This is a genomic window from Maricurvus nonylphenolicus, assembly GCF_042854845.1.
In the GTDB taxonomy this organism is placed as follows: Bacteria; Pseudomonadota; Gammaproteobacteria; order Pseudomonadales; family Cellvibrionaceae; genus Maricurvus; species Maricurvus nonylphenolicus.
Map to the genome: position 1 here is coordinate 1,948,475 of NZ_AP031498.1, position 21,112 is coordinate 1,969,586.

A 21,112-nucleotide genomic window follows, 5' to 3' on the forward strand; every position below is an offset into this window, starting at 1 on the left:
TAAGGATTGTACAGGCGTGAATGCATTTAGCCTCGGCATGAGGTGTATCATTTTGGCAATGGGCATGTGCCTGCATGCCTTGCCTGCCCAAGCTGCCATTAATGTGGTGTACCCCAGAGCGGACAGCGCTGCTGACCCCCGTCAAGATTATCCCGCAGAGCTACTGGACTTAGTATTGCAACAGTCTGGCAAGGATTATCAGTTGCAGCCCAGTGACCATTCCGATACTCAGCTACGTGCATTAAAAAATGTCGAAAACGGTAGGGATCTTGATGTTGTCTGGAGTGCGACGTCTATTCAGCGTGAGCAACGTCTAAGGGTTATTCGCATACCCATTGACAAGGGTTTGTTGGGCTGGCGAATTCCCCTGATTAGGCAATCCGACCTGCCTCGTTTTAATACCATCACTACCCGCGAGGAAGTGCAGGCGATGTCGGCGGGGCAGGGACACGATTGGCCTGATGTCGGTATTTTGCGTCATAACGATTTCAGGGTATTGGCTACCAGCTCCTATTCCGGTTTATTTAAAATGCTGGCGATGGGGCGCATTGATTATTTTCCCCGTGCTATTACCGAAGCCTGGCCTGAAAATGAGCGTCATGCTGACAAAGCGCTCATGGTCGATCCTAACCTGCTGATGATTTACCCCGAGGCGTTGTACTTTTTTGTTAACCCCGAGGCCGATGAGTTGGCCCGTGATATTGAGCAAGGCCTGGAAAAGCTGATTGCTAACGGCGAGTTTGATGCGTTGTTTTATCGCCACTATGGTGATTACCTAAAGCGATCAAACCTGGCCGGTAGAAAGGTGTTTCATTTGGAAAACCCGTTCCTGCCTGAAGCAACACCGTTGCACCGGCAGGAATTGTGGTTTCAGATGGCACCCCAAGGTGATACATAACTACAACATCACCGGACTGCCATCTTCTTTAGTTGATGGTTTTAATCGAGGCTGGCTTGTTGTTCATTTGCTGGTGAAGCGGTTTCCTGTTTGCGAGCATTTAGCTGTTGCAAAAAAGTATTGGCTTTCAGCTTGGCGTTGTTATGAATATTCATATAAAACAGCGCGTAATCCAAACCGTGGTAGCTGCCGGTAGCACCGGAGCCCATAGCATCAAACTCACTATCCTTCTGTGATGCAACGAATAACGTGCCATTGCGACATTGTGCGCCAGTTCGGTGGGGAATTGGGCTTGTCATGTTTTCAAAACGTTGGCCAGTGGCAAGGTCTTCGTTGTTACCAAAGTTGAGATTGTAGGTACCTACTGGAACCACCGCGCCTTCATTAAGCTTGGCTTCGGCATATTCCTCGTTCACTTCCCAGGTTAATGGGTTGGTGCACAGTGATGCCTCCGCTCGTTCAACCGGGTCGCTGTCTTCAGCCATGGTATCCCAGTGAATGACACAGTGCAGATCGGTGGCCGACTGGCAGGCCGAGATATTATCCATAGACGCAAACCAGGCTGGTGACAGCGGGTTTCCCACAGCACCAATAATATAGGCCGCCACCATACGCTGGTGCAGGTCAGAGGTATTAATAACCTCAGCCAGCAGGCGCTTGGCGTGGTGTGTGCCCTGGCTGTGGCCGGCCAGAATAAATGGACGGCCCTGGTTTTCGTGTTGAATATAGTGCTCAAAGGCTGCCTTCACATCCTGGTAGGCAAAGTCGAGGATGGTGTCGCGCACCTCGGCATCGCTGAAGTAAGCAAAGATATTGGCCTCGCGGTAACGTGGCGCATACACATTACAGCAACCGTTATAGGCACTGGCCTGGTTAGCCATCATCCACAGGGTGTTTTCCTCGGTGGTTGAATCCAGTTCCATGGGGGAGGTCCAGCTGCCCGCATTTAAAAAGCCAGTAGGGTGGATAAAAAAGGTATCTACCTTACCCTCGCCCTGGGTAATCGCGGATACACCCGCAGGCACCAAATCAGCCGGATCTTTTTTGCCAGGCAAAGCGGCCCAGAACTCTTCTTTGGTGTAGTCCGGCGGCGCCACAGCATCCTCAGCCCGAAATACCCCATCCGGTTTGCCATAAGCGGCAAAGGCCTGCATGGCCAGCTTCTTGTCATAACCGGTAACCACTAATCCGGACACAACGAGTACAAGTACAGCGACAGTAATACCGATGATTTTGAGTATCTTCATGTTGGTAGTTCCATGGGTAGTTTAGAAATCCGTTTGGTGGGCCGGGGGCAGCCCTTTACCGTAACTGAAATTTATTCTACATGGTTCAGGCTGGGAGTTGGGAGCGAAATTGAGTGTTTGTATGACTAGGTGGTTCTCCTTAGCTGGGGATCAGGCAAAAGTGTGGTTTTGTGATGTATTGTCCAGTTTTTAGCGTAAAAGCACCTAAGTTCTATTCTCGTTCCAGTTGATGTAATTTAATATATGCATCTGGAGCACTGAGCAAATGTCAGTGACATGGACGTGATACAAAGGATGTATACTTTATGAACAGTAGTGTTCTTCCCAATACCCCACCACCACACTTCCTACAGGATCAAGTTGTCGCCGGTAAATCTAGCGGCGTAACAGTTCTGTGTGTGCCTGCTGTGAAGCCAGTTTACGACAACTTAGTTACTTTGTCGGATAAAGGCAACCACTGGGCCAGATTAGCCGTTAACGGTATTCATTCATTAAATGCTGGACGCTTGCATTTACAGAATGTCTTCATTAAATCCAATAAATCAGTCGCTTATGGTAATGGAGAGTTTTTTGTTGTGTTGCCCGGTTGTAGGGTTACCGTTGAAAAATTGGATTCCGGAAAGTTTAAGATTGTAAATTTGGAAGCGGATACTAACTATTTTCAGCTTCAAAAGAGAGGAGAAAAGCCTGCTCTCCATGAAGTTACTAAAGACGCTGGTGTTTGGAAGGCTAAAATATTGCCTGAGGCTAAGATTGATGAGTCTACTGACAGGATGGTATGTGTGACTGATAAAGGTCATGGTCATGTGAATGATGCAGCTAACAATACCGCGCCTTATATAGTTAACTCCCCTCTTTCGATAGGCGGGACTCGAGCTGACGATCGTGGTTTTGATATGCACTTCACTCCCGGCCCCAAAAAGATTGGTGGGCTCATTAATGCTCGACAAGCACAGAACCCGGAAACAGACAGCGATCTTCATGAGTCAGCTATTCTACTTGCTAAGACAATGTATGATGCGCGCGATATTGAAGGTGTTTGCTGGATATCTGAATTTGGTGGTTCGGGCGTTTTAACCCAGGCTATGAAAATACTGGTTCAGCAGGGTGTAAAACTTGAAAACCACTATATCTTTATGCACCGACCTACTACGTCACTAAATAAGGCTTATACTATTGCCAATGATTTGAAGCTCAAAGTAGAGAGGAGCATGAGCAAAAGTAATCTGCTAAACCCTAACGACCTTGTAGGTGGGGTTGGCGTATTTGGAAACTTTGCTCATGCGATACAGCGCTATAGGTCTGAAAAGAACTACTCGTTACTAAATGCTGGCTCGGATTTGATAGCTAGCGGCAATAATATGTCAACAGCTGTAAATACAGGAGCTACTGTCGCGGGGGCTTTAGCTGTTACTGCTGGAGGAAGTGTTGGCTCTATTGCTGCCGTTCCAGCTGTTGCTTCATTCCTGGCTGCTTTTGCAGTTGTTAAAGGTACGGCAAGTTTAGGAAGTACTTTGGTAGAGGCTTATCTACCGCACCGTCACGCAAAGATTAAGAGTAAGTTCTAGTGATTAAATATTCACCTATTAAATTCCGAGAGCTGAATGAATATTGTACTCCTCAAGGACCCGATATCAATTCGGCAAAGCCGGTCGAGTTTTCTTTAGCTGGATCAAAGATAAGATTTTTGGCTCCAAAGCATAAAACTCAATATAGCTCGGCTGAGAATGTTACCCCAGTAGGTCATTACAGTATCGACAATGATAGCAGCCGACGTTTTAGTCACGGTGTAGTTGATCAAGACTCATGGCGATTTATTCCTCTTTGTAATCGTTCTTGGAGTTTCTATGGGCCTTGGTTTGTTGGTGCTATAGCTGAATTGAATATGTCAGTTTCAGTTATCATGCCCTCCGAGCATGATGAAAGTACTTCCTTCTTTAACCCTCGGGTATTTGAGTTTTCGATTTCAAAATATCTAGAAGCCAGATATAAAAGCGATATTTCGTTTGGTGGGGCAGAATGGATAGCTCCAGTAAACTGGCAACCTTCTCAAGGGCTTCCTGCTACTGGAGTAACTTTTGATGTAGTTCCGAATGCGGAAACTGATAACTCCGGCAAGTATATGAAATATTTTCTTATGCCAGTCGGTGATTCTCAAATTCTTGAGTTCTCATTTGGGCTCGATCAGATAATGCCTGGTAACCTTAACGACAAGGATGAAATGATCGATAGATCAAGTATGGATGCGTTGGTAAAGAACATTATTGCCAGTATAAATATTGATTTATCGAAAGAAGCAATACTACAACAAGATCTAGCTTTAGAGGGTATGCAGAACAAGGACCTTGTTAGTGAATTCCCTCCAATCAAGTTTACGACGGATGAGCAAGATGCAGAATGGAATGAGTATCTGAAGCTACATGGTAGTAAAGCCCTAGCTTAATGCAGGGCTTTCTCGTTAGCGATTTGATGTAAATCAACCAAACCCTCCAATCCCCCCCAAATGTAAACCCAATAACAAATCCCCCAATCCCCACTTGCTAGAGTCCTCCAAAAGCCACTCCAAACCCCGTGGCACCAAGGAGGCTCATCATGTCAGATCTACTCACCCAATTGGCCAATTTGCTTGGCGATAAAGGCTTCCTGCAGGGCGATGCGCTTAGGGATCACCCAGCCTGTGCCTTTGTAATCCCCCGCGGTTTAATCCGTCCAGCGTCTACCGAAGAGTTATCCCAAGCCATGAAACTTTGCCATAGCGCAGGCCAGTCAGTGGTACCGCAAGGGGGCAGGACCGGGCTGGTGAGTGGCCAGTGTGCGCAAACTGACGAGATAATTATTTCGCTGGAGCGTATGAACAATATCCAATCCATCGATACACGCTCACGCACAATGAGGGTTGAAGCCGGTGTGCCTTTGCAGCAGGTACAGGAGTGTGCCGAAGAGCGTGATCTGATGTTTCCGTTGGACTTAGGTGCGAGGGGTACGGCGACTATTGGCGGTAACCTGTCGACCAATGCCGGCGGTAATAGAGTGGTGCGTTACGGTATGGCTCGGGACATGGTGCTGGGGCTGGAGGCGGTATTGGCTGATGGTACGGTGATTTCTTCCATGAAGTCGGTGATAAAAAATAATACCGGTTACGATCTTAAGCAGTTGTTTATTGGTTCCGAAGGTACGCTGGGGATTATTACTCGCGCGGTGTTGCGTTTGCGGCCTAAATTCCGCAGCCAGAATACGGCATTGGTGGCGGTGAGTTCATTTGAGCAGGTTACTGAATTGTTAGGGCGAGCCGACAGTGCTCTGGGCGGTAGTATGAGTTCGTTTGAGGTAATGTGGAACAGCTTTTACAGCTGTATTACCCAGCACAGTGACAAGCATCGTCTGCCGTTACCTGTGGATTATCCCTACTATGTGATTATCGAAGCTATGGGTGGTGATATTGCCGCGGATGACGAACGTTTTCATGCCGCCATGGAAGATTTGTTTGAAAGTGGTTTGGTGGCAGATGCGGTGTTGGCTAAATCTACCTCAGAGCGTGAAGCGATTTGGGCTATTCGGGATGATATGGAAGCTATCTACGCGCTTTACCCACTGTTTGCGTTTGATGTCAGTGTACCCTTGCCCGATATGGAAGCTTATGTGGCCGATATTGAAACGCAGATAAATGCGCAATGGCCAGACAACCGCTTAATTATTTTTGGTCATCTGGGCGATGGTAATATTCATGTTGTCGTCGCGGTGGGTAGTGATGCGCCTGAGGTTAAGCAAGCTGTTGAGAATATTGTCTATGGCGCCCTGCGTGAGCGCCACGGGGTGATTTCTGCCGAGCATGGTATAGGCCAGGAAAAGAAACGTCATTTAGCTATTAGTCGCAGTGATGCAGAAATTGCCTTGATGCGCACCTTAAAATTGGCAATGGATCCCACCGGGATTCTTAACCCCGGTAAGGTGATTGATATCGCCTGTGCGTAATTAGGCTTACCAGGTTTGTTCCAATTCTTTTTTGTTAAAACCTTGTAGTCGTTGTTTTACTGATGCGCGCAAGGTCTTCCAGGCACTTCGACCAATCACGGTACTTTGCATGCGTTCCGGGCCATGGGCTCGCAGCGCGCGTTCAGCGGGGATATGCTCAGGTAAAATCCTGGGGAATGCACCACCGCTGACTTTATCACCGGGTTTGGCATTGTGTTGGTAAGCGATGGGCATGCGCGTATCAGAAGGATAAAAGCGCACATCGTCACCAAGCCAGCGCAAGGCTAATGCGCGACGGCGATGGTTGCGTGTGGTATTACCGGATGAGCCATGTAATGTCAGTGGATGAAATATAAGTACGTCACCGGGTTCCATATCCCAGCAGGTGGATTCGTATTTTTCCGGGTGGGCGTTAATATCGGGCACATCTTCCAGGGTTTTATCTTCCAGCAAGCCGGAGTTGTAATCCGGGGAAATGGCTTTGTAGCGGTTCGACCAACGGTGTGAGCCTTTTACATATTGCAGGCCGCTATTAACGCGCGTGACTGGATCAAGCGGCACCCAGAATGAGCAGATTTGATCACCTTCTAATGGCCAAAAACTCATATCCTGATGCCACGGTGTGGGGGCATCGGTGCCGGGTTCTTTGACAAACATCTGGTCGTAAAAGAAGCGTACTTCTTCGCTACCCATTAACTGTTGGGCCCAGCGGGCAAAAGGGGAGTAGTAAATTAAATCGCGGAGGGCATCGTTGCGTTTCCACAAATAGGCGTCCATTTCGTAACCTTTGGTTTTGGCTGACATGGCTTTGCCCATCAGTGAGGCGGCATATCTGGCTTCTTCCAGGCCGGTTTCCATTAGGTTTAGCCAGTTGCTTTCCAGCAGGCCTTTTACCATTACCACGCCATCGCGACGAAAGGTTTCTATTTCGTCTTCAGTCAGCATGCGTTTGGGGTACGCGGGGTAAGTCATAAGTTGTGCTCCTCTATTCGGTAGCGTTCTTGTAATCGGTATGGCTATCGTAGATTTCAGGGCTTGCTTGCAACAGATCACTTTTCGCGCGTAGTATGGTCATTTTCGGAACCCCGTTATTCACACTATGACCATTGAATTTGCCCAGCGCCTGCCCGCTCGTTATACCCAGTCATTGCTGGATATGCTGGTTTCTGAGTATCAGGTGGCGCCTTCCGCGTTGGCCGACGCCCAGGCGTTATGCCAGCCTCTGGCAGAAATACCGGAAGGTTTTATATCTCTGGAGCAGTTTGCTCAGGCTTGCGATATTGCGGTGGAGCACTGTGACGATCCGTGGTTGGGGGTTCGCTTTGGTAAACGTTTATCGCCGGTAAGCCATGGTGCTTTGGGCGGTGCTATCAGCAGCTGCCGTTGTGTTGCCGATATGATGAAATTGATTACGCGGTTTACCGATACCTTGTTTCCTGCCCATTTTACCAGTCAGCAAAAGGCCGACAGGGTTTTCGTCAAGAGCGTATTCCCTCCCAGCATTGATAAAAACAAAGAGTTTCATGCGCAGATCGTTGTGAGTGGAACCTTCAAATTGTTGGAAGATACCGTGGGTTATTTACCGCGTGATATTGCCGTTCATTTTCCGTTTCCCAGCAACAGTGCATACCAGGATAAATTTCCCTACGACCTGCACTTCAACAGTTCTACGTTATTCATTGAATTTCCTCTGAGCTATATGGATGCGCCTTTGATGAGTTCCGACCCAGCGACTCATCAGTTATTTGTGAAAGCCTGTGAGAGTATTAGTGAGCAGTTGCAGTCTTCCCGTAGTCTTGGTGAAGCCATTAAGCAGCTATTGGATCGATACGAGGGTAACTACCCCTCACAGGAACAGATTGCCGATATGCTGCACGTGTCTGCCCGTACCTTGCACAAGCGCCTGGCAAAGGAGCAGTTGTCGTTTCGGCAATTGCTTACCGATTACCGCATTGGCAAGGCGCAGCAGTTTCTGAAAGAAGGGCAATTAACTGTCGCAGATGTCGCCGAGTGCCTGGGTTATAAGGATACCTCCAATTTTGGGCGTGCCTTTAAGCGGGCCACGGGATTGGCTCCTGGAGAGTATCGCAGCAAGGATTAGCTAAGCATTTTGGCTTATAATCCGCCTTTTGTTATCGAGCTGTTGATCCGCCATGTCCACCACCAATGTTACCTGCCCCAAATGCAACGCCAAAAACCGCCTGCCCACCGAGCGCCTGGGTGATGGGCCAAAATGCGGCAAGTGCAAGAAACCGATTTTTACCGGTAAACCGATGGATATTACCGCGGCCAATGTCGCCGCAGTGCTTAACCATAACGAGATCCCGGTATTGGTCGATTGCTGGGCGCCCTGGTGTGGCCCTTGTAAAAGCTTTGCGCCTACCTTTGAACAGGCTGCACGTGAGCTGGAGCCCAATGTACGCCTGGCCAAGCTCAATACGGAAACTAATCAGCAGGTCGCAGGGCGTTGGAAAATTCGTTCGATTCCCACGTTGATTTTGTTTAAGCAGGGCAGGGAAATTGCGCGGCTTTCCGGTGCTGTCGCCTTGCCACAGTTGAAGCAGTGGCTGAGTCAGCAGGGTGTTGGCTAAACGCGCATGAAGGTTAGCCGTACCCGATTGGACAGGTTTATCAGCAGCCATACCGGTGTTAACCGTCGCGATGTCAGGTTGATGCTGGCCCGTGGCCGGATCAGTGTGGATGGTGAACTTGCGGGCTGTATTCAGCAGCCGATTCATGAGTTTACGCACGTGACGCTGGACGGTGACGTACTGCAAGCCAGAAAACCGACATACCTGATGCTCAACAAACCAGTCGGGGTTGTGAGTGCGACACGGGATGACAAGCACACGACGGTGATTGATTTACTGGATCATCCTGCGCGTGACAGTTTACATATCGTTGGCCGGCTGGATTTTAATACCACAGGTTTGATGCTGCTAACCAATGATGGCCGTTGGTCGCGCGCGTTGACGCAACCCGAGTCCAAGGTGCCTAAATGTTATCGAGTTACATTGGCCAATCCCCTGACAGAGGATTACATCGCGGCGTTTGCTGAAGGTATGTATTTTCCTTTTGAGGGGTTAACCACACGTCCGGCCACGCTGCGTATTCTGAGTGATCATGTTGCAGAGGTGGTATTGCAAGAGGGGCGCTACCACCAGATTAAGCGCATGTTCGGCCGTTTTCGTAATCCGGTGGTGGCTTTGCACCGACTGTCGATTGGTGATCTTGAGCTGGATTCGAACTTAGCCCCTGGTGAGTACCGGGAGCTGGTCTGTCCTTACCCGATTGCTGAAGGTTTAGTTTAAACCACAGCACTTTTTGTATTTTTTGCCGCTGCCACAGGGGCAGGGATCGTTACGGCCTACCTTGGGTTCGACGCGGAAAAAGGGTTCCTGAGGTTCATCAAGATAGGAGAAGTCTTCGGCTTCAAGGTCTTGCGCGCGAATTTCCAGCCAGTATTCGTAAATGGACAGCGCGTGATCGGGGATGGATTCTTTTAAGGCTTTTTCATCCTCAGCACTGAGAGATTCGATAAGGGCTGCGCCTTCCTCGGTACCAAAAACGAAGATCGGCTGAATCAGTGTTTCAAGTGCTTCATCATGGCCTTCCCAGGCGTGGCGTCTCATAATAAAGCCCTGAATATAGCCATGGCACCATTCATCAACCACGATAATTTCATCTTCAGGGGCTTCTTGATCCTCTTCCCGGTAGGCCAGAAACAAGGGTGAAAAATAATCCGGTGTTTCCGCCATGACGGTGGCGATATTGTTCATCAGGCGCAGCAGCAAGCCAATAATTACCTCGGGTTGTTCATCGCTTTTCCACTGCGGCGCTTCCATATCGCCACCAAATACCATTGCCAGCCATTCATTCGGCGGGATCATTTCCGGGCCGCTGACTACGGCTGTTAGAAAACCATCCAGGGCGGAAAGGGTAGTAAAGGGTGTGATCTCCTGCTGGTCAAGGAGGAAGTCTTCGAGTGTGTCCCATTCTTCATCCGTGATTGGCGTATCGAAGTCAAAATCTTCCATGCTGGTGCCCTTTAGTTTTGAGGTATGTACATCAGGTAAGATGCGATTGTACACCTGATAAGACCCAATTTGGGTCCGTTCATACCTAAATTGGGTCTTTTGATTGAGCTCTGCTTAAAACCCCCACTCAAACCCCAATACGACACGGTCTTCTTCCTTAAACTGGCCAAACAGCGCCTGCTTGTCGCCGTAAAAAATATCTGCTCCAACGTAAATATCCAGATTGGCTTGCAGGTTATAAATCACCTTGGGCCGTACCAGGCCGTCTTTGTTATTGAGTGAATGCAAGTGGCGCCAGGACAGGGTCAGGGTTTCATTGTAAAAGGTCGATTCCCACAGCAGGCTGATCACTTCTTCGCGCTTATCGTTGACCAGTGGATTGTCGCTGCCGGTAATGGTGGTTTGAAACCATTGCATGGAGACAAACTGATCACTCCAGCCTTGCCAGTCTAGACCAATCACGCTGCTCCATTGGTCGGCTTTTTCGACACCGGGCAGAGAAGATTCGGTGCGATGGTAGCGGTCGGTTTCGTAGGCGAATTCGGCGCGCAGGGTCCAGTCGCCAAACGCGTTACTGGCGGTACCGCCCCACAGGTGGCTGCGTTCATAGGTTTGTGTAACGCTAATATTGCTGCCTTGAAGTTGGGCGCGTACCACGGGTGTGTCTACATAGTGGTAGAGGTAATTCAGTGAGATATCCCAGCCGCCAATAAAGCTGGTCAGGCGCAGGCCGGCATCGCTGTCTTTAAACAGTTTGCCGGGGGCTTCGGCTTCTTTAATGGCGATGTTGTTATTGCCATTCACCTGCGGAACCTGTGACGGGCTACTCAGGGCGAAGGGCGAATTGCTGGGGGCCAGCTCATGAGTGGTGGTGTCGGGAATCCACAGCAGTTGTAACACGCTGTTGTCGTTTAAGTTGTATTCCATATTCACCATCCACAGTGGGATACGTGAATCATCAAAGTCGTCGAGAATAAATTCCCGGTAGCTTTGCGGGTTAATCACATCCAGCAGTTTCAGGCCGTCGGCCTCACCCCATACAACCTGTTGTTTGCCAATGCGCCAGTAGCTGGAGGCGGTGGCTTTATCCCAGTAGAGTTCGCGCAGTTCTACTGCGCCGTCGGGGCCGTTAAATACCGGCCCATTGATGGATGAAAAACTGCTGGCTCTATCGCGACGGTTAAGATCGTCATCGGTATCCAAGCGCACACGGCCGATGGCGGTAAGATCGCCGCCTAACAGACTACCCTGGTATTCCACATCCAGTAACCATTCCTGTTGTTGCGTGTTACCACTGTTGGTGGCAACTGCGCTTTGGCTTTTGAGCATGCCGCTGATATCAGCGGCATGGTTAACACTGCTTAGCCCGCTTAATGACAGGCCCAGCAGTAATAGCACAGGCTTGTTCATTAGCGTGCACCTCGGGACAGGGCCTGGCGAGTAAACAGGGTGTCTTTAACCGGTGAACTGTAATCCACATCGGAGAATACAAACTGGGTCATATGCCCGGTTTTATGGTTTTGTACGTAGAGTTGATGGCGGGTCCAGATACCTTCAACCTGGCGAATGTCGCTAATGTCCAGGGTTTTTAACTCATTGAGTTTTATATCCCAGTACTTGGCTCGAATCACCACCCAGTTAGAAGTATCAATCCAGCTTACTACGCGACCATAACCCAGCTCCTTGGCGGTTTCTTTATCGACCGGAATACCTTCAACCACCAGGGCATTTTTACCGTTAATCACTTCTTGGCGCAGGGTTGTAAACTGGTAATCGTTAATTTCGATTTTGCCTTCTTTTTTGATGTCGTCGTAACTGAAGTCGGTACCGAGGAAATAATCACCACGATCCGAGGCAGAAATCCGGCGTGACTTACGCAGGGCTGGCAGGTACAGCCACTGATCATCATCGACCTCAATGGAAGGGTAGTCGTAGGTCAGGAAACCCGTGTCTTTCACATTACGCGGTGTAAGGTAAAACAGTACGGTGCGTTTTTCCTCACCGAAATATTTACGGTAACCCACGGTCTCCCTAACGCGTTCCTTGCCACGTTTGTCGATCATTTTCATGGTCAGCTTGCGGCTTACCGCATCGCCGTCATCGACATTGTTTACCTGTTGCATGACCCAGCGTCCTTCGGGTAAATCACCCGTGGTGCTGTTATCTGCAAGGGCTTGTTCTGATACCAGCATCCAGCCCACTAAACTCACAACCGACACGGCAATCACGGTTTTAGTGGTGGGGGAGAGCAGGGTGATACCGGTATTATCGATATCCAGATTGTCGATTTTATGTCCGGTGATAAAGCGGGGTTTAAACAACAGTGCCAGAGCCGGTAACAAGGTCATACTGATAAAGAAACTGGTGGTGACTGAGATCGCAACGATGGTGCCGAAGTTATTCAGTGGAACCACTTTACTGGAAATCAGCACGCCGAAACCTAACGCAATAGCCAGCAAATTAAAGAACAAGGCGCGGCCGGTGCTGGGGTAGAACTGGGCCAGGGTTTTGTCCATGTTATGTGTTTGCTGGTACAAGTGGCGTAGACGATCGATAGTATGAATAGCGAAGTCGACGCCTAAGCCAATGGCAACCGCAGCAAACATGGAGGTACCAATCCCCAGAGGAATGCCATAACCCACCATAGCGCTATATACCAGCAGAATACTGGTGGCCACTGGCAGCAGGGCAAAGGCACCGGCCAGGGTTGAACCAAACAGGAGAGAGGAAACCAGCCATACCAACAGCAATGCAATGGCAACGCCGGTAAAGTGGCTTACGCCCAGGTCTTTAATCCAGTGGTAGGTCAGGTTAACGCGGCCACTGAGGGTACCGGTTACCTGCTCGTCATTAAAGTGAGCTTGCAGGTAGGTTTCCATGGTTTCCACCACGTCTCTATTTTTGTTGAAAGCGCCGGTGTTCATATTGATTCTGACATTGGCGAGACGGTAGTCGTAATCGATTTCTTCCTCGAAGTCTGTCGGTTCACTGGAGGCGCTGTACAACAGAAAATACTGGGCAACCAGATCTTTGTTGTCCGGTAACTTGTATTCACTGGCCTGGCCTTCGTTTAACGCGCGGTTCATTTGCTTCAGGTAATCCACCACCGACGTCGAGCCGTTTACGTTGGGCAGGGTTTCGGCGTAGGCCTGTAGCTGTTCGATTTTACGCAGCACCTCAGGTTCGAAAATCCCTTCTTCGGTAGGCGTTTCAATCACGACGTCCAGGTAGTTACTACCATCAAAGCGGTTGTTAATCACCTTGTCGGCTTTATACAGAGGCTCGTTGCTATTGAAGGTTTCAATACGTTCTTCGTTAACAATTAATTGGCTGGCTGCTACAACACCCACCACAATCACAATGCCAGCGGTAGTGACAACACCGCGGGCATAACGGCGGGTGAAGATACCGAGCAGTACCATAGCCTTGGCAAAAAAATCGTGTTTTTGACTGGCGATTTTTTTGGCCAAGCCGGGCTGTACCTTGCTTTTCAGAATTGCCATTAATGCCGGTAGAAACAGCATGGAATACAACCAGGCCATGGTGACACCAAAGGCGGTAAACAAACCAAAGGATTTGAACGGCGGCATATAGGCGGCGAAATACAAACCCAGGAAGCCGGCGGCGGTGGTCAGGGTGGTTAAGGTGATGGGGCGCCACATGGATTCCATGCTGAACACAATGGCATCGTTAACCGATTCTTCCGGGTGCAGCGCGCGGCGCTCAAAATACTCACTGTAAATGTGAATGGTATCCGCCACTGAAATGCCAATCAGAATGACCGGCAGGGCATTGGTTATCACATAAAAGGGCACACCGCTCATAGCCATGGTGCCAACGGTCAGTAGCACCGATGAAGCAATAATCAGGTTGGCGGCCAGGGTGGTACTGAAACGCAGGAAGGCTAAAAACACAATTATTGTAATAATCAGCGCGGCCAGTGGATTCAGGCGTTGGGCATCGCTACTGATATAGCTACCCAGGTAGCCAGAGATAGCCCCTTCACCGGCCACATACAGGCTAACACCTTCGGGTAATTGCAGTTGGTTCAGCGCCTGTAACAAATCGTCATAGGTTTGTTCGGCCTGTTGCTCGTCGAGTAATTCGGCAATCACCAGCGTGGCGGTTTCATCCCGTGCCACCATGCTGCCCTGATACAGGGGGAAGTCCCTAATGGCATCACGCACTGCTATTGCTTCGTCGGCAGAGCTCAGTGGCGCTTCGTAAAAGGCTTCTACCTCCATACCGTCATCGGTACCGATAATGTTGTTTTCCGTGGCCAGGCTTTTTACACCGTCGGGATCGATATTGGCCACATCGGTGGCGATCTCGGTAACCGCCTGAACCGCATTTAAGGCATCCACGGTAAAGATAGAGCTGTCGGAGGCGACGGCTATCACCATGGGATCACTAAGACCAAAGATGGCTTTCACCTTATCGCGATACACCAATGCAGGATTATCGTCCGCCAAAAAGGCATCGGAGCGGGTGTCCTGGGTGATATTGGGCACCTGCGTGGCAAAGGCGACGATCACCAGCAGGCCCAATAAGGCAATCCGTTTGGGGTGGTTCACAATCCATCTGAACAGGGGGGTAACCAGGGAGGGGTGGTTTGTGCTCATGGGATTCTCCATTTTATTGATGTGTATGCATGTATTTGGTTTGAGTGATGCATATGCATGTATTAAGGGTTTAAAAAATCAGGCTTTACCTGCGACGATTTGTCGGCTCAGCTCGATCAATTGATCATCCTGGCCTTTGCCAATCAGCTTGCGCAGGTGTTTTTGCGCGGCTTCCCAGGGGGCTTGAGCCTGCTGGTATAAGTCTTCGCCAGCTTGGGTCAGCGACAGGGCTTTCTCACGTTTATTGGCACCTTCGGAAACCTGAATATACCCATCACGGATCAGGGGCTTGAGCGCGCGGGAGACGGTCGCCTGTTCCATAATCAGGGTTTCCTGGATTTGAACGGCTGTGGTTGTGCCCAACAGGTGGATTGCCCGCAGCACGGAAAACTGGGTAATGCGAATATCCAGCGGTGCCAGGTAATCGTTGTAGATCTGGGTAACCACGCGATCGGCGCGACGCAGTACGTGGGCCAGGCAAATGTCGGACTTTTTCATCTCCATGGCAAATATAATACATGTATATGCATTTAATGCAAGAGGGCGATGGGGAGATGTTGCAGGGGAGAGGGGGAGGTAAGGAGGGCCCAGGGTCTTGTGCCCTGGGCTCTTTGGGGGGTGTGTTAGGAAAATGTGTTGTTTACAACAATTTCTTCTAACGGTAGTTGGCCACCACGGGGGCGAGCGGGTTGCTGGGCTTTACCGACGGCAATCAGCATAGAGACCAGATGCCCTTCGGGCAGATTGACCAGTTCAGCTACCTGTTCAGCGTCAAAGCCGATCAGGGGGTTGCTGTCATAACCCAGGCCTTTTGCGGCGAGCATCAGGGTTTGGGCGGCAATACCGCAGGAGCGCAGGGCTTCGTCCCGTTGCAGCTGTTCTTTGCCTTCATAAAATCCCTTCATCATCGGCAGCATCACATTGCGTACGCTTTCGTCAACGTTGGCCCAGTAACGCACGGGGCGATCCTGCCAGGCATTGATATCGGCGCAGAGTACAATCAGTTCGGCGGCGTCACTTACTTGGGCTTGATCAAAGGCCGCTTGTTGGATTTTTGCCCGTAGCGCCTTGTCTTGTACACGCACAACACGCCAGTGCTGGGCATTAAATGAGGTGGGTGATAACAGCATGGCGGACATCAGTTTTTCAAAATCCTGTTCTGGCATACTGGCGGCTGGATCATAGTGTTTAACCGAGCGACGTTGCTCGATTGCATCAAAAATATTCATGTCTCAATGCTTCTCCTTGGTGAATCACTTAAAGTGTAATAACCCCTATCTCGAGGGCTAGTCTAACAGGGCGTAAGCAAAAAACACTTAACCCAGGTTTAGCCCAAATAATTTTTACAAAAATAAACCTGGGTTTATTACAGCTGTGTCGATGTTGGTTAATATGCAGGCACAGCAACAGGATGTACCACCTATGAAAAGCTCGCTTATGAATTGTTCAGAAATTACCCAGTCCTATTTAGAGGCGCTTGATTTATCAGTTGAAGCACAGGACAAAACTTTTTTAGATAACTTACAAAGCCGCCATATTGCCCGTTTCAGTTTTAATAACCTGGGCGTAGTGCTGGGCCAGGAGCTGCCGCTGGATCTGCCTGCGTTGTTCGACAAAATTGTTGTCAAAGGCCGCGGCGGCTACTGTTTTGAACACAATAAGCTGGTGTTCCATGTATTGCAGGAACTGGGTTTTAACGTTCGCTTGTTAGTGGCCCGAGTTGTTAATAATCGCGATGTAGATGCAGCCAGAACCCACCGTATTACTTTGTTGGAACTCGATGGTCAGCAGATGATTGTTGATGCCGGTTTTGGGGCCATGGGGCCTTATCACCCGGTGCTACTGCCGCAAGGTCAGGAGGAGAGTGATAGCCATTACCGAATTACTGAAGATGGGAATGGTCTGTTTCGTATGCAGGTGTTGAAAGAGGGTGATTACTTTACCTTGTACACCTTCGATATGAATACCTATACCGACGCGGATTGTTTACTGGGCCACTTTTATTCTCACCGCCACCCCGATGCAGCGTTTGTGAATAATCTGGTGGTAAGCCGCAAGCTGGCCGAAGTGACTTACTCATTACGTAATGCTGAATTTCATACCATTACCGCAAGCGATACGCTGGTAGCGCCCGTGCATGATACACAGCGCTTGCATATTCTACTGACAGAAGTGTTTGAGTTGGATGTGGATATGGCGATTTCGGAGTTTTTGTTTGAGCGGTTTGTGGTGAGTGTGTCATAGCGTGTCGTGCCATACCCGAGCCTCCCTACTGCGCCATACCCGTGAAAACGGGTATCCAGAGATACGGAGTGGATTAAATGAAAATTAGCACAGGCTAAGGTTAAAAGGGGCTGTGCAGGGCATTAATGAGTGCCATAAATACTGGATCCCCTCTTTCGAGGGGATGGCGATCTACTAAACTAGTGAATGGGATTGTAGTAGAGAAGGGGGTGGCATTGTAGAATTCACTACATTAGATTTTGTTAAGAGCATTCTTATGCACATCCCCACCCAAATGGCCGAGTTTGTCAGTTACTTCAAACAGGGCGCCGACACACTCAACAGTTCTCTGGAGCTGGCCGACTTCGAACGTTTTGGTTTACAGGGTGAAGTCAGACATTTCAAAAAGGGTGAACACCTGATTACCCAGGGCGAGCCAGCCCAAAATATCTATTTCCTAATCCACGGCTTGGCACGCTACTTCAGTGTCTCTGTCGATGGCAAAGAATTCACGCAATCCTTCGCCGGTGCACCAGGGATTGCCGGCTCTACCCGGGCTATGGCCTTTAACAAGCCTGCATTATTTAGTATCGAGGCCATGGACGATATCCTCTGTCTGCAATTTAACTGGCAGGATTTCTTTACAACCATGGAACCGCAACCCGGTTTCCTGAATGCCTATAGCCGTCTGCTAGAGCATATGTTTGCCAAGAAGGAAGAGCGGGAATACTACCTGTTACAGAAAAGTGCCGAGCAGCGCTATTTGGAATTTCTCGATGAGCATCCACAGTTGCGGAATAAAATCCCTTTAAAGATTGTGGCGTCCTATATTGGGATTACCCCGATTGCTTTAAGTCGTATCAGGAAGAAGCTGTTTCAGGAGTAATATCCCTTATAGCTTACTGGCGATAGTCACCCGGCGATTTGCCTGTCCATTTACGAAATGCCCGGGCAAAGTTGGATGAGTCGTTATAACCCATCTTATCAGCGATTTCCTGCACCGAGAGGGTAGAGCCTTTTAAATAGTTGATGGCCGCTTCTTTTCGATAGTGATCGAGCTGGGTTTGGTAGGTAGTGTCCAGTTTTTCCAATTCCCGGCGTAGCGTGCGAGGGGATACACAAAAATGATCAGCCGCTTTGGCTAGTGATGGTGGGTTGTCGAGTGAATCTTCTATCAGGGCTTGTAAGCGGTTGAGTAAGCCTTCCTGGTTTTCGAATCGTTGCAGTTGCTCCTCACATATTTTGATAGCGTTACTGGCCGATACAGGATCAGCCATTTTTAATGGTAGATCCATATATTCTGCAGGTATCTCCAGGGCATTCACCGATTGGTCAAACTGAACGGGGAAAGGCAAAAGGTGTTTGTAATCATCCCAGTCGTCAGTTTTGGTCATTCTCATCTTGCAGCGCATACCCGGCAGTTTTTCTATCCCCTGGCTCTCCAACATATTGCAGCTGAAAGCGAGAATAGTTTCAAATATAAAGCGCCGTATGGATCCCAGATCAATCGTCTCATCTATCAGCAAACTGACATAGTCTTCTTTACGCGCTAATTCCAGATCCAGAAGCGATGCCTGAAGCCTAATAAACTTAACGATCGTTTGCAGGCTCTGGCCAACATTCTTTTCGGACAATGCTGCATAACCCACGATACCCATCGAGGTGATTTGTAATTGCTGGCCAAAGGCCAATCCCAGATGAGGGCTGTCGGCAAGGCGTACCGCGTTCTCTATTATTTTGCGATGTTTGCGAAAACTGGTTAAGGCTTCCGGTTTATCTATTTCTGTGGCCTCAAGGTCAGTGCCTTCAATGAGTTCTTCACGCTTATAGCCTTGCGATTCAAGCCACCGCACCAGACTACTGGGGAAGTAGATGGGGATTACTTTGTCATCCAGGCCAAAGGTGTTTTTCATTGAATGATAAACCGTATTTCTGACACTCTGCTCAGTTGCTCTGTCTGTCACAGGGGGGCATTAAAGATGACCACATATGACCGACATGCGGCCAACCTTACACTGTTTCGGTTTGGGGCGACAAGTAAAATTGATATCGAATTCCTTATAACCAGAAAAGCTGAAAGCACTATGTCGTACAGCTTAGTAAAGCTGATGGCTGGTGGACGTTGAGAAATCATATGTGGTCACAGGTCTGTCAGATGTGGCCAATCACAAGGTTTTGTCATTTTTCCCGCTTTTCTTTTAAACATCAGTTGATAGTATCGAACTTGGTTTTGTGTCGATCGTTACAAAAGGCCTAGATTATGTCCCAGTCTGTAAGCTTGTTTGACTTGTTTCGTAACCGAAAATACTTTACCCAACGCCTGGGGGGATTAGTGCGATCACTGCGTTATGTCAGACAGGACGAAGAGAAAAGACAGGATACCTACCCATCTCTGGTGGAAGAAAAAGTTAGGCTTTATGGCAATAATGTTCTGATCAAATATCAGGACAGATCGATTACCTATAGTGCGTTTAATCAGGCGGCCAATCAGGTGGCGCATTATCTGGCTGGTCAGGGGGTAGGCAAAGGTTCTGTGGTGGCTCTGTTTATGGCTAACCGTCCTGAATTTCTGATTTATAAGTTAGCCATTACCAAACTGGGGGCGGCGGCTTCCCTAATTAACAATTCCCAAAAAGGACAAGTGCTTGCCCATAGCCTGAATTTGGTCAAAGTCGATTCGGTCGTGGTAGGCGATGAGTGTGTAGAACCGCTAGAGGCTATCCGATCCACATTAGACATAGAACCTGTAATCTACCGTGTCCCTGATGCAGATTGTTTGGCTGACCCCGGAATCGATGATGGGCCTTATATCAATATCGCACTGGCTTGCAGGGAGTTTCCAACAACTAATTTACCTGCTGATCAGGGGCCTAAACCGCGCGATACGGCCTGGTATATCTATACGTCCGGCACTACGGGATTACCTAAAGCTTCCGTCCAATCTCATGAACGCATGGCTAAAGTGTTTATGGGAATGGGGCTGTTTATGAATCCGTTAAGTCAACGGGATGTTATGTATAGCACCTTGCCTCTATATCATGCCACAGCGCTGGCGAGTTCCTGGTTTGCCTGTCTGTGTAATGGCGCGGCCTTCGCGCTAAGTCGAAACTTTAGTGCCTCTAACTTTTGGCTAGATGTTCGTAAACATAAGGCAACTGGCTTTGCCTATGTGGGTGAGCTTTGCCGTTATTTATTGAATAAACCTGAGTTGCCAGATGATGCGGCTAATCCGCTCAGATTTATGATTGGTAACGGTATGCGTCCGGAGGTGTGGGGGGCGTTTAAGAAGCGCTTTGCCATTGAGGAGGTTAGGGAACTCTATGGGGCCAGCGAGGGTAATCTGACTTCTGTGAATCTGTTTAATCTGGATAACAGCGTAGGCATGATTTTTACACCTCACGCACTGGTAAAAGTAGATCAGGAAACCGAAGAGCCGATTCGCAATGCCAAAGGCCGGTTAATAAAAGCCAAAACCGGGGAACCTGGTTTGTTGTTAGGAGAGATAACCAGCGATATTCCCTTTGAAGGTTACTCCGATAAAGCCAAAAACGAATCCAAGATTATTCGCAATGCGTTTAAAGATGGGGATCAATACTTTAATACCGGCGATATCCTCAAGAATATCGGTTATGGCAATTTGCAATTCTGTGACCGCACCGGCGATACCTTTCGCTGGAAGGGTGAGAATGTCTCGACCGGGGAACTGGAAAATATTGCCAACCAACACCCCGATGTTGAAGAGTCGGTGGCCTTTGGGGTGGAAATTCCCAATACCAACGGTAAGGCCGGCATGATTGCCGTCAAACTTCAGGAAAGCGTGGAGAATTTCTGTGGCAAGGGCTTGTACGAGTTTCTGGATGAGAATATGCCCGCCTATGCCGTACCCGTTTTTGTGCGTATTAAAGGGCAGTTTGCCAAGACGCCAACCTTTAAGTATGTAAAAACAGATTTAAAGCGCGAAGGATTTGATATCAATAGCTGCTCCAACCCTATTTACGTGGCCTTGCCCGGCGAACGCGAATACCAACCCTTAACCCAAGAGATTTACACCAATGTGACTGATGGTGTTTACCGCTTCTAAAAGAATTCCTGCAGTATAAAGAGAGAGACAAC

The 21,112-nt window shown here is 49.0% G+C and carries 18 protein-coding genes; 10 read left to right on the forward strand and 8 right to left on the reverse strand.

From position 1 onward, the window contains the following. Positions 1-16: 16 nt before the first annotated feature. Positions 17-898: a substrate-binding periplasmic protein gene (locus ACGHZ6_RS08390; protein WP_390618384.1), complete on the forward strand. Its 882-nt coding sequence runs from the start codon at positions 17-19 to the stop codon at positions 896-898. A gap of 41 nt (positions 899-939) precedes the next feature. Here the strand turns inward: ACGHZ6_RS08390 and ACGHZ6_RS08395 are convergent, their stop codons facing one another. Next, on the reverse strand, positions 940-2,145 hold the full coding sequence (locus tag ACGHZ6_RS08395) for a DUF3089 domain-containing protein (protein WP_390618385.1): 1,206 nt from the start codon (positions 2,143-2,145) through the stop codon (positions 940-942). Positions 2,146-2,450: 305 nt separating this feature from the next. Between ACGHZ6_RS08395 and ACGHZ6_RS08400 the strand changes: the two genes are divergently transcribed. From ACGHZ6_RS08400 to ACGHZ6_RS08410, 3 genes are all read left to right on the forward strand, one after another. Then, positions 2,451-3,713 (forward strand): hypothetical protein, encoded by a 1,263-nt coding sequence (locus tag ACGHZ6_RS08400; protein ID WP_390618386.1) that lies wholly within the window; start codon positions 2,451-2,453, stop codon positions 3,711-3,713. Beyond that, the gene (locus tag ACGHZ6_RS08405; protein WP_390618387.1) at positions 3,713-4,588 is read left to right on the forward strand and encodes a hypothetical protein; all 876 of its coding nucleotides are present in this window, start codon (positions 3,713-3,715) and stop codon (positions 4,586-4,588) included. Before ACGHZ6_RS08400 ends, ACGHZ6_RS08405 begins: the two co-directional genes overlap by 1 nt. A 149-nt stretch (positions 4,589-4,737) precedes the next feature. Continuing rightward, positions 4,738-6,117, forward strand: a complete 1,380-nt coding sequence (locus ACGHZ6_RS08410; RefSeq protein ID WP_390618388.1) for an FAD-binding oxidoreductase — start codon at positions 4,738-4,740, stop codon at positions 6,115-6,117. Positions 6,118-6,123: 6 nt separating this feature from the next. Here ACGHZ6_RS08410 and ACGHZ6_RS08415 read toward each other — a convergent pair whose 3' ends face one another. Next, positions 6,124-7,089 (reverse strand): phytanoyl-CoA dioxygenase family protein, encoded by a 966-nt coding sequence (locus ACGHZ6_RS08415; protein ID WP_390618389.1) that lies wholly within the window; start codon positions 7,087-7,089, stop codon positions 6,124-6,126. A gap of 127 nt (positions 7,090-7,216) precedes the next feature. On the opposite strand from ACGHZ6_RS08415, the gene ACGHZ6_RS08420 reads away from it, so the two are divergent. From ACGHZ6_RS08420 to ACGHZ6_RS08430, 3 genes are read left to right on the forward strand one after another with little or no spacing between them, the layout of a single operon-like run. Continuing rightward, on the forward strand, positions 7,217-8,218 hold the full coding sequence (locus ACGHZ6_RS08420) for a helix-turn-helix domain-containing protein (RefSeq protein WP_390618390.1): 1,002 nt from the start codon (positions 7,217-7,219) through the stop codon (positions 8,216-8,218). A gap of 52 nt (positions 8,219-8,270) precedes the next feature. Continuing rightward, positions 8,271-8,708, forward strand: a complete 438-nt coding sequence (trxC, locus tag ACGHZ6_RS08425; RefSeq protein ID WP_390618391.1) for a thioredoxin TrxC — start codon at positions 8,271-8,273, stop codon at positions 8,706-8,708. Positions 8,709-8,714: 6 nt separating this feature from the next. Then, positions 8,715-9,428, forward strand: coding sequence for a pseudouridine synthase (locus ACGHZ6_RS08430; protein ID WP_390618392.1), 714 nt, complete (start codon positions 8,715-8,717; stop codon positions 9,426-9,428). Here the strand turns inward: ACGHZ6_RS08430 and ACGHZ6_RS08435 are convergent. From ACGHZ6_RS08435 to ACGHZ6_RS08455, 5 genes are all read right to left on the reverse strand, one after another. Next, entirely contained in the window at positions 9,420-10,154 is a 735-nt protein-coding gene (locus ACGHZ6_RS08435) for a UPF0149 family protein (protein ID WP_390618393.1), read from the reverse strand. The genes ACGHZ6_RS08430 and ACGHZ6_RS08435 overlap by 9 nt on opposite strands. A 114-nt stretch (positions 10,155-10,268) precedes the next feature. Further along, a complete protein-coding gene (locus ACGHZ6_RS08440) occupies positions 10,269-11,564 on the reverse strand; it encodes a DUF1302 family protein (protein WP_390618394.1) in 1,296 nt (431 codons plus the stop codon). Further along, on the reverse strand, positions 11,564-14,776 hold the full coding sequence (locus ACGHZ6_RS08445) for an outer membrane lipoprotein-sorting protein (protein ID WP_390618395.1): 3,213 nt from the start codon (positions 14,774-14,776) through the stop codon (positions 11,564-11,566). Before ACGHZ6_RS08445 ends, ACGHZ6_RS08440 begins: the two co-directional genes overlap by 1 nt. A gap of 78 nt (positions 14,777-14,854) precedes the next feature. Beyond that, positions 14,855-15,274: a MarR family winged helix-turn-helix transcriptional regulator gene (locus tag ACGHZ6_RS08450; protein WP_390618396.1), complete on the reverse strand. Its 420-nt coding sequence runs from the start codon at positions 15,272-15,274 to the stop codon at positions 14,855-14,857. 125 nt (positions 15,275-15,399) lie between these two features. Continuing rightward, the gene (locus ACGHZ6_RS08455; RefSeq protein ID WP_390618397.1) at positions 15,400-16,005 is read right to left on the reverse strand and encodes a nitroreductase family protein; all 606 of its coding nucleotides are present in this window, start codon (positions 16,003-16,005) and stop codon (positions 15,400-15,402) included. 193 nt (positions 16,006-16,198) lie between these two features. Between ACGHZ6_RS08455 and ACGHZ6_RS08460 the strand changes: the two genes are divergently transcribed. After that, positions 16,199-17,020: an arylamine N-acetyltransferase gene (locus ACGHZ6_RS08460; RefSeq protein ID WP_390618398.1), complete on the forward strand. Its 822-nt coding sequence runs from the start codon at positions 16,199-16,201 to the stop codon at positions 17,018-17,020. A gap of 256 nt (positions 17,021-17,276) precedes the next feature. Then, positions 17,277-17,885, forward strand: a complete 609-nt coding sequence (locus ACGHZ6_RS08465; protein ID WP_390618399.1) for a Crp/Fnr family transcriptional regulator — start codon at positions 17,277-17,279, stop codon at positions 17,883-17,885. 13 nt (positions 17,886-17,898) lie between these two features. On the opposite strand, the gene ACGHZ6_RS08470 is transcribed toward ACGHZ6_RS08465, so the two are convergent. Beyond that, complete coding sequence (locus ACGHZ6_RS08470; RefSeq protein WP_390618400.1) at positions 17,899-18,912, reverse strand: AraC family transcriptional regulator; 1,014 nt, start codon at positions 18,910-18,912, stop codon at positions 17,899-17,901. A 347-nt stretch (positions 18,913-19,259) separates the two neighbouring features. Here ACGHZ6_RS08470 and ACGHZ6_RS08475 point away from each other — a divergent pair, with 347 nt between their 5' ends. Then, a complete protein-coding gene (locus ACGHZ6_RS08475) occupies positions 19,260-21,080 on the forward strand; it encodes a long-chain-acyl-CoA synthetase (protein WP_390618401.1) in 1,821 nt (606 codons plus the stop codon). The last annotated feature ends 32 nt before the right edge of the window (positions 21,081-21,112 follow it).